We start from the raw sequence: 14,320 nt of genomic DNA on the forward strand, positions 1-14,320 counted from the left end.
GACCATTCAAATGAAAACATTCCCTAAAAGGGTTATTTATGGGCAAGTTTTAAGGACAAAAAGGGGTGGAAGCTCCCTCTGAAAAATCACCACTCAACGTCGGCGATCGCTACCCTCGACATATCTACCTTGCCTTTATCTGTAACCGATTATCATAAAGGTAGCTATTTGACAAGATATTTGTTATACTTATTTACATGAACAATGATTTCGACTTCAAATCTCCTGAGCTATTTGGTTCTGTTGTTTTCAGACCTGATTTTAATAGCTTTAAGACTATCAATGCTTCCCAAGCTTGGTCTTTATTCTTTACAGGTGGTAGAGAAGACAAAAAACTAGATTCTAACCCTCGAATAGGTCTTTTGTTTACTAGTATTTTGCTAGGTCTTAGTGTTTCTGGGTTCGCCAGCGCACTGATTACCCGGACAATATTTCCTGTTTAAGTGCTTGACTAGTAGCTAATACGAAGTATAACTCAGAACCACCAAGAAGTTGGTGGTTCAAATTTTTAGTATGTCTTCACTAATATCTGAGTAACGCCATAGTTTCGGCTAACCTACAAATCTTTTAAAGTCTGACTAGCCTTGAGGATATCAGGACAAATATTCATCTAAAATTTGGCAATTTAATCTAGGAGAATTCATGTTAGACTTTAACACCTTGACGGTATTCTCAAGCACTTACTGCATTGGTATTTGTGCTTTTCTAATCCCAGCCAACCTAATTGCTACCTCGTTAACAATAGGTTTGACATTATTCTGTCGTCCAGCTATTGAGATTTGGCGAAGTGCTGCAATTGCCAGTACCTTTGCTTTATTAATCATACTGCACGTATTTGCTTGGTTCATGATTGGAGTTGTCATGGCTCCCACATACATTTTATTGGGACTAGGAAGCATCTGTCTGGGAGCAAATCTAGGAGCAATTCTCCTATACAAACGCTTTGCAAATGCGTTTGTAGCGATGAAAGTTGAATTTTCCTAAGTAAACTGAAAAGTAGCCTTTTATAGCGCAACCTTCTAGCCTATTTAGTTTTTCAAAAATCAAATCAAGAATTAACGGGAAAGTCAGGATTTAGAATGAGTCCGAGATAAAAAATCAACTTGAGCAATGACTAAATAATTCGTAAGAATTCAGGAGTAAGAATTCAGCTATTTTGAATAGTTAAAAAATTAATAAAGCTTTGATAAATAAGTATCGTAGTTTTAATAAACTCCTTATATATTATGGCTCCTGGCTGCTGAATTCTTCAAATCTATCTTTGTAAGTCTACTTGTCGCGTTTGAGATTTAGCTAATATTTTATCGATTTGAGTATTAGCATCCTCAAAAGTTTGCAATATCTGTGGAGTTACTTTATTAGTCTGCACCTTGCCAGATTGTAAGTTTAAAACTACCTCTCCATTTTTCTGCGAAATAGTTAAATCCCTCTGCTGGGTATTGAAAGCCAAGTCATAAATCTTTCCTTCAACTTGAGTGCCATTTTCATCAGACTTACCCCAGACCATGCCAATCCTTTGAGCAATTTGAGTCAGCCGACTGACGGCTTCAAGCTCAGATGTATCTTTATTCATTACTGTCAACGCTTCGGCTGATAATTGCTCACCAGCTTTAAACCGATTTGCCACTTCTACAATGCGTTTTTTGTAATTCTCCGACTTCCCTAACTTATCTGCGGCATTATACCAATTTCTCAAGTCATCAATAGTAACTGTCGGAAGCTTCTCTACACCTAGAGGTTCGGTTTTCACATAATTACTAATGTCTGGTGTAGAAGGAGTAGTGGGGAGTAATGGAGTTATAGATTGGTTAGGTGGGGATTGTGCTGTTTGTTCTGGTGGTTTCAAAAACTGTGGTCGTGTGGCGAGGGAGCTAACTTTTTGCTGATACTCAAGAGCAGACTCAATAATTCCTCCGAATTTCTTGGTCATGCTCGACAAAGTTTTGGCAGGGATGGAGCTATCAACCAAGTTAAATACCGCTAAACCTTTCTTAGTTTCCCTGATAACATCTTCTATTGGTACTTGCTGACATTCAACATTTTGCGAAGTTAGCCATTTAGTCACAGTCTCAGCTTTCTGGTTATCAACAGCCAAGCCCATGACTCCAAGTTTTTTGTTTGATTCTGTAGAAAATAAGAAAGTAGGACGCTCTTTAATCTGATGTAGAATCTTCGCACTGCTCTCAATCATCTCTTGTTGTTGAGGGTTAACCGATTGAGTCCCAAAAGCCTGAAATTCCTTCGTCCACTTCTGGGGATATTCAACGGTATTAGGGTCAATTTGAGCGCAAATCACAGAAAAATTACTTTCAATAATAGTGGGTGCGGGTGTTAGTTGTCCGGTTTTGAGCAGTCCAAGCTGTCTGAGCGCGTCTTTGTCTTTTTTAAAATGTAATACCCCCAAGGGTTCACCATTGAGAAATACTGCATCTCTAGTTTTTAAAGGTGGCGTTTCGATAGTCAGTTTTCGGTAATCTCGATCCGAGAATGACTGACCAGAAAAATCATAAAAGTTGATTTTATTGATTTTGAGGAGATTACCATTTGGGGACTCACCCAGCACAAAAGCTTGATCTCCAGCTTCGGAGATAGAGGTAAGTTTTAATTTGAGGGGATTACCACTTTTCAGGTAATCAATTTGTTTTAACTGTTGGGCAGAATCACTGTCTAACTCACCCAAAGTTTTCCCATTAAGTTTGATTTTTACTGTTTTGTCAGGAATCGGCACAGTGCCAAATTCTAAGTTAACGGGTTCGGCGTTAAAAACAAGTCCTGCATAAGAGAAGTTCTTGAGTTCGCGGATAGTAATTTCAACCGGCTCGTTTCCTGGTAGCCCAATAGTTGCTTTGGCGGTAGCAGGTTCTACCCCAATGAAATTAGCTTGCGCCTTTGTGCCAATTGGTAACATTCCAGCCCTGGTTTCGAGCATGGCGAATTCCTTATATTCCCCGTCAGCATCCTGGACAAACATTAGTCTGGAAACGTGGCGTTCATGTCCCGGTGGGTGGTGGCTAGCCCTGATTTCTATTGGGTGTTTTTCGTGGGGATTCCAGTCTCGATCCAAAAATTGATTCGCTTCATTATTCAGTGTGACTAACTTCGGTTCAGTAAATTGCAATTTATCTAAGCGAGAAATAATCTCATTGGGGAAAGCAGCGAAGGCGAAATTGGAAACTTTTTTAGCGATCGCCTGGGGGTTTGCGTTTTCTTTTCTTGCAACTTCGAGTTCATCCTGGCGGGATGCACAGATGTTCCAAGCGGCGGCAGCAGATGCAAGTTTTTCTGACTCTGGGATAGAAGCGTAAAATGCTTCTGCTGCATCATTTGCCAAGGCAAAGAGTAGTTTAGTTTGGCTTCTAGTAAGTTCTGGTTTTAGTTCTAAGAGTTTAGCTCCCTGCATGGTCATCCCCGCCTTGAGGTTGTGATCAGTCACAGATTGTTGGCTAACTGTCCCTAGGTTGCGGTAAGCGGGTTTTCCATCTGACCCAACCTCACCATCTATCTGTGCAACTGCTAATAATCGGTGCGGGCGTTCAAAACTTCTGAATTTCTCTCTTATTTCATCTAAGCGAATGTTCAACGTTTGGGCTTTCCAAATCAGAGGATGCCCGTAGCGGGTGAGGTTGGTAATTTCCAGTTGCGTTCCCTGTGGAGTTTGCACAATTGCGGATGGCCCTTTCTCAGTTTCACGCCGTTGAGACATCCGTACCGCAGCGTTGAATTTCAGATCGAACTCGTACTTCGCGGCGATCGCTGCAAATTTCTGCTGTGGTGTAAATTCTACTCCTTTGAACAAATCTTTAAACTGAACGATGGGGCGCGATTCTAACTGTGATTCTTGGAAATATTTATTAGTTTGGCTAATCAATAATTCTACTGGTGAGTAGCCCTTTGGTGTTATACCTGTGCTTAAATAAACTGAACGCGACTTTTTATCTTTAATATAGTTAACATCACGATACAAGTAGCGATTGTTTTCCCTGATTTTATCCATTTCAGGTTTTTTAGCACTTTTGAATAAATCAACTGCTATTTGGTTTTGATAACATCCTTCTTCAATCATGCTCCGGTACATTTGACGGTTAATGTCCATTGCTTGCTGGATAATTTCGTGAGTTCTTTGACAATGAGCAAGTTCAACAAACCCTTGCATATAAGGCTTGTATTCTTCTCGAATTAACTTTGCATCTTTCTGGCGTTCTTGCTCAAACAGGGTTTCGTAATGGTTAGAAACTTGGTCTAGATAATTTGATTTCTGCTCAAAAGTACCGTAAGTCTTTAGTACCTCAATTTCTGATTCTAATGCCTCCAGTGCTGTCACTTGATTGTTGATTATGCCCACGCTGATGCTATCGCTCATGTGAATAGCGATTTTTTCAAATGGGGGCTGGCTTCCATCAGTGGGATCATAAAATGATTGTTTTTTGAGCTTAACCGTGGGCGAATAGGCGTTTTGGGGAAGATTTCTTCGCTCTGCCTCTGCTGTTAAATTGGGGTATAAGCTAGCTCTTGCTACACCAATGCAGTCACCATCAAAATCTCGTGCTTGGCGTTCTGATTCGGTTTCGGCTGGGTCGATAAAATCAACATCAACCAAGAGTGCTTCTAACTCTGTAATTCTTTGCTGTATGCGCTTGTGGTCTTCGTCATTGACTACAATTATGCCTTGCAAATTTTGACCGTCTGGTGCTAACCTGTCATCAACATATTTATTTAATGATACGCACAGACCATTTGAGTTTAGAAATGGTGAGCGAAAGTTAAGTACCTTGTCCCCATCATCCATCCAAGGTACACATATCTCTCCATTCTTCAATTCCTTAGATGGAATGATCATGGCTCGGTCAAAAGTTAGAGTTCTTCCCAGCGCAATATCTCTCCATTCATTTTGAACAAATCTACTTAACTCTTGCTTGACCTTTTCAGTTTCTAAAAGTTGATTGTGTCCACTAACAAAGTCTGCTTTAATGAGTTTGTACATTAATAAATCTTTTTTGGTATCGTCTTCAGTCAACTCCTCATCTTCTAAATCATTTTCTGCTTTGAAGTCTGTAACAAAGGGTGTTTGCTGTTGAGTAACTTCTTGTTCTGTATTAGCTTTTGCTTGCTTTAATGATTCCTTGCGCTTCTCGTACTTCTCGCAGTAAATTTGAGCGACTTTCCTGGGATTCGTTCTGAGTTTCGGCTAGTTTTTGAGCTTGAGCCTCTAACTCCTCAGCAAAATCCTTAATCCCTTGGGGGAATGATGCCAGCAGTTGAGATATTGCTGTATGACCTCGCTCTGATTGTGACTTCTCGCCTAACCAGATTTTCTGTTGATACAGTCCAGGTTTGATTTGGGGTTTACTAGCCCCTTTAGGATTATCTTTGTCTGTGCCTTTGAAACTAGATATTGGGATTATCAGGTCAATTTTAGGTGTACCTTTGCTCCAAGATAATTTTTCCAAATCATGAGGGCGTAAAGTTCCTTTTCCAAACCGATACTGCTTATCTTCTCCATCTCCTTCTTTCCAGCCGAAACGATGCTGAATTACTCGATAACTTTTATCTTTCTGCTCATCTCGTTTAGTCAACTTATCATAAATATCAGTTGCAATCTGTCCATAACAGTCTCCTACTAGTTTAAAAGCATCTTTATCTTTAAGAAATCCTCCATTTTCTCCTATAGCATCATCTACAATTAATATATTCAAATTTTCATAAACTGCATTTTTACAAGCACCTAGAAAGATGGAACCGTAAGCACCTCGGTCTTTCCTATCTGGACAAAGTTTCTCAATTTCTGTTAAACATTCTGAAGAACCGTAAAGTAGTCTTGTTTTCGAGGATAGTAACAGAATATGTCCATTTGGATGATTCTGTAAATCTTCTGGTTTACTGTCTTCATCAATATGACCAAAAGAAAATTCTCTGTCGGTAAAGAAAAACTCTAGTAGAGTATTATCTAATTTCTCAGTTAAAATTGACTGAAGATTTTTCTGTTCACCGTCAGTATGAATCCATTGATTTAACCGAGTCTCAAAATGTTTAAACTCTAAAGCCATAATTTATACATTAGTTTTAGGTCTAAAAACTTTTCAGGAGTTAAATATGTCAAGATTAAAGCGTTGGTTGAATATGTACAAAAAGAAAGTCAATCAGAATGGTGATTTTAAAGAGGAGTATATTCAAGAATTACGCTCTGATAGTTTTGATGAAGATTATATCGCTGAATATGCTCTTAAATTTAAGAAAGAGTATGAACAGCTAAAACACTTAGACCAAACAGATCCTGAACCCTGGCCTATATACACTGCATACGACTTCTTTACGCCTTCAGAAAAACAACAGTTTAGTCCAGATGGTTCTTTACGAGCTGAATATGTAGAATCAACACTCCGTAGTGGCATCAGTGAGGGGTGGCTAGAAGAAATGGAACGGCGCAAGAAGCTGGAAGTCGATAATTATAATAAAGTGTCTGCTAGATATGCGGAGCAAGGTATTAACTTTGGTGAACAAGAGATGAATAGAATACGTGCTTCTAGTATCACTTATGTAGAACGTCGCAAACAGATGGAAGTGGATTTGCTCAACTGTGAACCTGCGGATAGTCTACCATTTGACAAAGATACCCCATTCTAGGATTTGAGCCAAAGATAATATATTTTATCGCACCGATAATCTGCCGATAATTAACAACGATTGCTGCTAAAGGAAGCGATTGCAGTAACTATTGCTTTACTTGGTGAGAAATCTTGTGCTAAAGTCCGTAAAAGCACAGATTAAAGATGTATCAGGAACAACTTATTTAAGCAATATACAACTACAGCAATGGTTGATAGATAGAGAGGGGCAATACAAGAATTTTACTCGTCAAGACCTGCGAGGAGTGAATTTAGAAAGAGTTAACTTAGCCGATGCCAATTTCACTGGTGCAGATTTAAGCCAAGCCAATTTCCAAAATGCAGATTTATCCAGAGTTAAGCTCATACAAACCCAATTAGACGCAACCGACTTTAAAGGCGCGACTCTTACGGGTGCATTTATTGAAGATTGGGGCATTACTCATGATACCAAGTTTGATGGTGTGGAATGTGAATATGTTTATATGCGCTTGCCGACAAAAGAGAACCCTGACCCACTACGCAAACCAGATAACCACAAGGAAGTATTTGCTCAGGGAGAGTTTGGAGATTTCATCAAACCGATTTTTGATACCCTCGACCTCTATCATAACCAGGGAGTTGACCCCAGAGCGATCGCAATTTCCTTCAAGCAGTTAGCTGAGAATCATCCAGAAGCTGACTTACGAATTGTAGGAATGGAAGTACGAGGCGAAGATAAATTTTTGCTTCGTGCCAAAACCGCAGCTATGACTGATAAATCGGAACTGAGCGCAGAATATTTTGAAATTTATAATCAACTTAAAACATTAGCACAACAGGAATTACAAGCACTCATCTCAGAAAAAGACAGCAGAATTCGTAGCTTAGAGACTATGGTGGTTACGGCACTGCAAAGCCCTAAATTTTACGCTCAAACTTACAGTAATCAAGGAGATACTATGTCACAAAGTCCTAAAAAAGAATCTCACTTCAACTTACAAGGCGCTCAATTCGCTGGTGGGCTTGTAAATGCAGACACAGTAACCGCGCACCAAATCGGCGGCAACATCACCAACTACAACCCTGAGCAAAAGCAGAATCTTGCAGAAGCCGCAGCAGAAATTCAGCAGCTTCTCAACCAATTGAGTCAAACATACCCCACCACAACGACATCGCAGAAAATGACTGTGGTAGCTAGGGCTGTAGACGAGATTGAAAATAACCCAACATTGAAAGTGCGAGTAATTGGGGCATTGAAGGCTGGAGGGACTGAAGCATTTCAAGAGCTAATTGATCATCCTTTAGTGAATATACTGCTGGCATCAATAGAAGGATGGCAAGATGCGGAGTAGTTTGTTGGCTACAGGTGAGCAGAGGAGGTAGCTGGTGATGGCAAATGAGGAGCATCTGGCAATATTAATGCAAGGAGTAGAGGCTTGGAATGAGTGGAGAAATAACAATTTAAATATAGTTCCTGACTTCAAAACAGCCATTATGAGTGGACTAAATTTTAGTGGAGCTAATCTCAATAAAGCCGATTTTTGGGATGCGAAGCTTGACAAAGCTCAATTTATTAAATCTGATCTCCGTAATGCTAACTTCAGTATGGCTACTCTTAAAGAAGCTGATTTTAGTGAAGCTAATTTAGAGAAGGCTGAGTTCTGGAATGCTAGTCTTGGTAGAGCTAAATTCAGCAGAGCGAAATTGAGTAACGCTAAAATTGACGAGGCTAATCTTTGGTCAACTCAGTTTGACGGTGCTGACTTAAGCGAAAGTATTTTTTGGGAATCTATTCTCAGACAAACTAATTTTAAGGGTGCTGATCTTACTGGGTGTGACTTTAGTGATGCTGACCTTAGTGCAGCTGATTTTGGTGGAGCTAAACTTGACTGGGTAAACTTTAGGAAAGCAGAAATTAGTTCTGAGACAGTGATTGATGAGAAATGGCGTTTAGTTTGGGAAATCCTCAATCAAGGAGGAGCAAACCGAAAACTTAGTGATTGTGATTTCAGTTATAGTGACCTTCGTAAAATTAATCTCAGTGGCGCAGACCTCCGAAGAGCTAACTTCAGTTCATCTGAACTTACTAGTGCTGACTTTAGCCAAGCCAATCTTAGTGAAGCAAACCTTACTAATGCTGACCTTATTCAAGCCAATCTTATTGGAGCTAACCTCAGAGGTACTAATCTCAATAGAGCTAATCTCAGTCAGGTCAAGCTTATACTAATTGATATCAGTAATGCTAATTTAAATAATGCTGATCTCAGCGAAACTGATTTAAGCTATGGAAATCTTAAAAATACTGACCTGAGTGAAGCAAACCTTAGTCGAGCTTTTCTTGTTGAAACTAACTTCAGTGAGGCTAATCTTAGTAACGCTAATCTAAGTGAGGTTAACCTGAGTAAGGCTAACTTGAGCAACGCTAATCTCAACCAAGTTGATCTTAAAGGAGCTAACCTCAGCCAAGCAAATTTCAATAAGGCTGATCTTAGTAGGTCTGAACTTTATCTAATTCGAGCATTAGGAACAAATTTCACCGCAGCAACTTTTACAGGAGCCTGTATTCAAGACTGGAATACAAACAGTGCTACAAATCTAACTGATGTAATTTGTGATTACATCTACCTTCACCAAGGTCAAAAAGAACGCCGCCCTAGCATTGGTGATTTTGCCCCTGGAGAATTTGCTAAACTGTTCCAAAAATCCTTAGAAACAGTAGACCTAATCTTCCGCAACGGCATCGACTGGGATGCTTTCGCTTATTCGTTCAAAAAATTAGAAGTTGAGAACCAAGGCGCTCAATTAGATGTCCAAAGCATTGAGAAGAAAGGCGACGGCATTCTTGTAGTCCGAGTAGCTGTTTCCCCTGATGCAGATAAAGCAAAAATCCACAGCGACTTTATGCAGGGCTATGAATTTGCAAGTAAAGCATTGGAGGCGCAGTACCAAGCAAGACTTGAGGATAAAGATAAAGTAATCAATCAGTTGTTCTCTTCAATTAATCAGTTAAATAGACAACTAGCAGAAACTTCTGGTAAAGTCTCGATTTACTACCAGCCTAACTCCCAGTTTGCAGGTGGTATAGTAGATGCCAACAATGTTGATGCAGACCAGATAGGTGGTAACATTCAAAACAACGACGCTTAAAAACGCTCAAGCCAAGCCATGCCGGATTCAGAAGACCCGAAACAAGTCAATAACAACGACTTACGCAATTCCCAGTTTGGCGGCGGGTTAATCAACGCTGACACAGTGAATGCTGGGCGAATTGGCGGCGATATCTACAATATTCACCTTGGGCAGCAAGCGGCATCAGAAAATTTAACCCTGTCACAGAACCAACGGCAGCGATCGCAGCAAGAACGAGACTCACTCGAAAAAGCCTACGTGCTGCAAAGCCAGAAAGTAGCAAGCATAAGAACCGCATGGGTGATTGAGACAGACCCATCACGCAAGTTTCAATACGAACAGCAGCTTCAGGCAGAGGAAGGCACATTCAAAGAGGTTGCTGACAAGTTGGATGCAGTTGAACGACAATTGCAAGCTGATAATAACTCTGCACTAGATGCAGGTGCAAACATATATATCGAAAGACCACCAATTGAGGACAAATGTTATAACGCAATCGTACAGCCAGGGGCATTAATTCGTGTCAAAGCTCCCCAAACAATGGGTAAAACTCTTTTGTTAGAGAAAATATTAGACCACGCCAGAGTGCAGGAATATCAAACAGCAAAGCTGGATTTAAAACTAGCTGATGCTGACATTCTGGCTAACTTAAAAACATTCTTGCAATGGTTGTGCATTGATGTAGCTGACAGCTTAGATTTGGAACCTCAACTAGATAAACACTGGCAAGAAGTGTTTGGATTGAATAAAAACTGTACCCGCTATTTTCAAAAATACTTATTATCGAAAACTAATACACCTTTAGTTTTAGCAATAGATAACTTTGAGAGACTGTTTGATTATCCAGAGATTTTTCCTCAGTTCTGCTTGTTGCTGCGGGGATGGTATGAGGCAGCCAAGCAAGGTGACAAAATTGGTAACATCTGGAAGAAACTGCGCCTTGTGGTGGTTCACTCTACTGAATCTTACCCATCTCTAGACACTAATCATTCCCCGTTTAATGTTGGGTTGGCCATTGAGTTGCCCGAATTAAGTCTACAGCAGGTGGTAGAGCTTGCCAAACAGCACGGGTTAGAAATATTGGAAGAACAGGGATTAGAAGAGTTGATGAGGATGGTTGGGGGACATCCTTACTTAGTACAGTCTGCGATCGCACACCTCAAAAGTCAGCAGACGACGTTAGAAGAACTGTTGAGGCTTGCACCAACAGAACAGGGAATTTTTAGCGACCACCTGCGACAACAACTGTGGCATTTACAACATAATCCTAAGCTTGAGGCAGGGTATAAAAGAGTAGTAATGACAGATGCACCTGTCAGACTTGATACTGAAGTTACATTTAAACTGCACAGTTTGGGCTTAGTCAAGCTTGTTAGCAATGATTGCGTTCCTAGTTGTGATTTGTATCGTCAGTATTTCTCAACTCGTTTGGGGTAGGTGAGTCATGGTTGACCAGTACATCTTTTCTGGAAGTCTGCCTGAAAATGCCAGTACCTACGTCACAAGAGAAGCTGATGCCCAGTTGTATGAAGGGCTGAAGGCAGAAAAGTTTTGTTACGTGCTGAATTCACGCCAAAGCGGAAAGTCCAGTTTGCGTGTGCGAACTATGCAGCGATTGAGAGAGGACGGCGTACAGTGTGCAGCAGTTGACCTTTCTGCGGGTGGAATTCAGAATGTTCCCCCAGAACAATGGTATGCAGATTTAATTGACACACTCATTGATAGTTTTGAGTTAAATGTAGACTTTGGTGATTGGTGGGAGTCCAATCAGTTAAATTCGTTAGTAACGCGATTTCGTAAATTTCTAGAAGAAATATTACTGGTTGAGATTGGAGAGAATATTGTTATTTTTATTGATGAAATCGATAGCGTACTCAGCCTGAATTTTCCTACAGATGACTTTTTTGCATTGATTCGTGCCTGTTATAACAAGCGTGTTGATAACCCTGAATTATCACGCCTTACCTTTTGTTTATTGGGAGTGGCATCACCTAGTAATTTGATTGAGGATAAACAACGTACTCCCTTTAATATTGGTCAGGCTATCTCTCTCAAAGGTTTTCAATTGCATGAGCTTGAACCATTAGAGAAGGGTTTATATGGTAAATTCAGCAATCCCCAAGCGATAATGCAGGAGATTTTGCAATGGACTGGGGGGCAACCATTTCTGACTCAAAAGCTGTGTCAGTGTATGGTGGAAGAATCAGAGCAAAAACATCCCCGTTCAGTAGAGCAAGTTGTTAGATCGCGGATTATCGAAAACTGGGAGTCCCTTGATGAGCCTGAGCATTTACGAACAATTCAAGCCAGGATTTTGCGTGATGAACAACGGGCAGGATACTTGTTAGAACTATATCAACAAATCAGACTGTCCCAGGAGCGATCGCAAGTTATAGCAGATGAAACATTAGAGCAAAGTGAGTTACAGCTTTCAGGCTTAGTTGTTAGGCACGAAGGCAAGCTGAGAATTTATAACCAAATTTACCGGGAGATATTTAACTCTAATTGGATTGAGACTCAATTAAATAATCTGCGGCCATATTCAGAAAATTTTCGCTTTTGGGTAGCTTCTGCTGGAACTGATGAATCGCGGTTGCTTCGAGGCAATGCGTTACAAAAAGCAGAAGAATGGGCAAGAGATAAGAATTTAAGCTATCAAGATAAGCAGTATTTAGCAGCTAGTAAAGAGAAGGAAATTCAGGACAAAATTGCTGCTCAAGAAAAAGAAGCGGCCCTGGAGCGTGAGAAACAGAATAAGGAAGCAGCAGAGCAGAGAAACCAATTACTTAATATTGGATTCATAATTTTTACTGTAACGCTGTTAATGACAGTAATCTTAGGAGCATTAGGATATAAGCAAGTTCATGAGACGAAAGAAGAAGTTGAAGCTGTTCAAGAATTAAATAAATTAGCTGGTGAATTGCAAAGCAAGGAAAATTATAACTCAGAAGAGCTTACCTTTAACTCAGATGAGGCTTTAAGGCTTTCTGCTTTATCTTTTAACATTGATAATCATCAACTTAAACAAGCATTAGTGCTTGCTGCTAGGTCACAAGCATATCAACAGGTAAAAAAACTTAAAGAAGCAGAATCAGAAATTGATCAAAGTCAGAAGTTATTATCTGAAGCTGATAAGAAAGTTTTAGAATCTAGCCAAGGCTTACAAGTTCAAGTGTTCGTCCAGAAAACTCAAGGTGATTTACTAGCTCAGAATAAAAAAAATCAGGAAGCCATAGGATCTTATACTCAAGCATTTAATATTTTAAAATCTCATCCCAATAAAACTGATTTTACCAAAAACAATCAGTTGCTCACGGGCGAAAATATTGAATCAGTTTACCGGAGTTTAATTAAACTAAACCCTCAAGATAAAGAAGTCGAGTTAGCACTAACTCAACATTTATATGCTCAACTTGAATATTTTTTGAAGGCTAAAAATTGGGAAGCTGCTGATCTAAAAACATACCAACTCATGCTTAATATCGCTAAAACAGAAGAATATTTAGATTATGAGCAAATAAATAATTTCTCCTGTCCAGAACTACAAAGAATAGACCAACTTTGGGTTAGCAATTCAGACAAACTTTTCGGCTTTAGTGTACAGAAACAGATATGGATTAACACGGGGAATAGGCTAGGTATCAGCACAGACGACTTGACTGACAAGGACACTGAAAATTATTTTCGGTTTACTAAGGCAGTAGGATGGTATAATGCCCGACAGCAAGAAGGAATCTCTAGAGGCAGTGACACTCCTTATAGTGAACTAATAAAGGGTGTAAAGGATAACCCTAGTGGGTATGAAGGGGGACTACCTTCCACCCCTTGGGATTTCACAAACCCTTATTTTACTTCCACTGATTACCGCAAGTATTCTTCTCTCGCGCTGCGGCTTGTAAACTGTAACATATAGTGCTTTCATAAGTTTGTAAACATTTATTTCTGCCTCTTTTCGATGTAGGAATCAGCATTTTATAAGTCTAATAACTGGCACTGTTGTCGGCTGATAACAATTTGCATGAATAAATTTTGCTGCTACCTCATGTGCCTGCGTACCTCCGTCACCCTCTGCTTTTTCCAAGGTAAGCTCAACTTCCCAGGCAATAATTTTTTCAATTTACGACCCTTCACAGACAGTGAAAGCCAGTCCCACCCCTTTGGGTTATCCCCGCCCTTCCCAAGATTCCAGTTGAGCCTTCTGCGTCCTCCAATCCGGCATGATACATGAAAGTGCTTCCCAAAGACGATCACTATGATTGCGGTGCAGCAAGTAAACAATCTCATGGGCTACTACGTACTCCAAGACTGACAAAGGCGCATCAACTAACTGCCAATTAATGCGAATCACCCCATCTTTTCCACAGGTTCCCCAAACTCGCTTTTGCTCTTAAAGCCTGACAGGTGGTAATTAAACACCCAACTTACGGGCATAAACTCTGGTCAAGTGTTGAATATCTTGTCAAGCATGATCGCACTAAATAATATGCCACTAATAAATAACGGCTATTAACAAGTGATCATAGTAAATATAATATTGCAGTGCAGCACTAGTAAGAAATCTTGTGCAACAACCAGTAAAAGCACATACTAAAGTTGTATCAAGAGTA

The 14,320-nt window shown here is 40.0% G+C and carries 7 protein-coding genes and 2 pseudogenes; 7 read left to right on the forward strand and 2 right to left on the reverse strand.

The genetic code is table 11. The features are described 5' to 3' along the window. Positions 1–197: 197 nt before the first annotated feature. Together ACFFRD_RS03550 and ACFFRD_RS03555 are read left to right on the forward strand one after the other, a co-directional pair. A complete protein-coding gene (locus ACFFRD_RS03550; protein WP_069074521.1) occupies positions 198–443 on the forward strand; it encodes a hypothetical protein in 246 nt (81 codons plus the stop codon). Positions 444–642: 199 nt separating this feature from the next. Further along, a complete protein-coding gene (locus tag ACFFRD_RS03555; protein ID WP_392476150.1) occupies positions 643–984 on the forward strand; it encodes a hypothetical protein in 342 nt (113 codons plus the stop codon). 271 nt (positions 985–1,255) lie between these two features. On the opposite strand, the pseudogene ACFFRD_RS03560 reads toward ACFFRD_RS03555, so the two are convergent. After that, positions 1,256–6,044 (reverse strand): annotated as a pseudogene (locus tag ACFFRD_RS03560) (hypothetical protein). A 46-nt stretch (positions 6,045–6,090) separates the two neighbouring features. Between ACFFRD_RS03560 and ACFFRD_RS03565 the strand changes: the two are divergent. From ACFFRD_RS03565 to ACFFRD_RS03585, 5 genes are all read left to right on the forward strand, one after another. Beyond that, positions 6,091–6,621: a hypothetical protein gene (locus tag ACFFRD_RS03565; RefSeq protein WP_392476709.1), complete on the forward strand. Its 531-nt coding sequence runs from the start codon at positions 6,091–6,093 to the stop codon at positions 6,619–6,621. A gap of 115 nt (positions 6,622–6,736) precedes the next feature. Continuing rightward, positions 6,737–7,936: a pentapeptide repeat-containing protein gene (locus ACFFRD_RS03570; protein WP_392476711.1), complete on the forward strand. Its 1,200-nt coding sequence runs from the start codon at positions 6,737–6,739 to the stop codon at positions 7,934–7,936. 37 nt (positions 7,937–7,973) lie between these two features. Then, positions 7,974–9,731 carry a pentapeptide repeat-containing protein gene (locus ACFFRD_RS03575; protein WP_392476761.1) on the forward strand — a complete coding sequence of 586 codons (1,758 nt, stop codon included), beginning with the start codon at positions 7,974–7,976 and terminating at the stop codon, positions 9,729–9,731. Between the two features lie 18 nt (positions 9,732–9,749). Continuing rightward, positions 9,750–11,150 (forward strand): AAA-like domain-containing protein, encoded by a 1,401-nt coding sequence (locus tag ACFFRD_RS03580; protein WP_392476713.1) that lies wholly within the window; start codon positions 9,750–9,752, stop codon positions 11,148–11,150. A 7-nt stretch (positions 11,151–11,157) separates the two neighbouring features. After that, positions 11,158–13,626, forward strand: a complete 2,469-nt coding sequence (locus ACFFRD_RS03585) for an AAA-like domain-containing protein (RefSeq protein WP_392476715.1) — start codon at positions 11,158–11,160, stop codon at positions 13,624–13,626. A gap of 249 nt (positions 13,627–13,875) precedes the next feature. Here ACFFRD_RS03585 and ACFFRD_RS03590 read toward each other — a convergent pair. Continuing rightward, a pseudogene (locus ACFFRD_RS03590) lies at positions 13,876–14,085 on the reverse strand (YgjP-like metallopeptidase domain-containing protein); the annotation flags it as partial. Between the last annotated feature and the right edge of the window lie 235 nt (positions 14,086–14,320).

This window comes from Nostoc sp. C110 (assembly GCF_043099725.1).
In the GTDB taxonomy this organism is placed as follows: Bacteria; Cyanobacteriota; Cyanobacteriia; order Cyanobacteriales; family Nostocaceae; genus Nostoc; species Nostoc muscorum_A.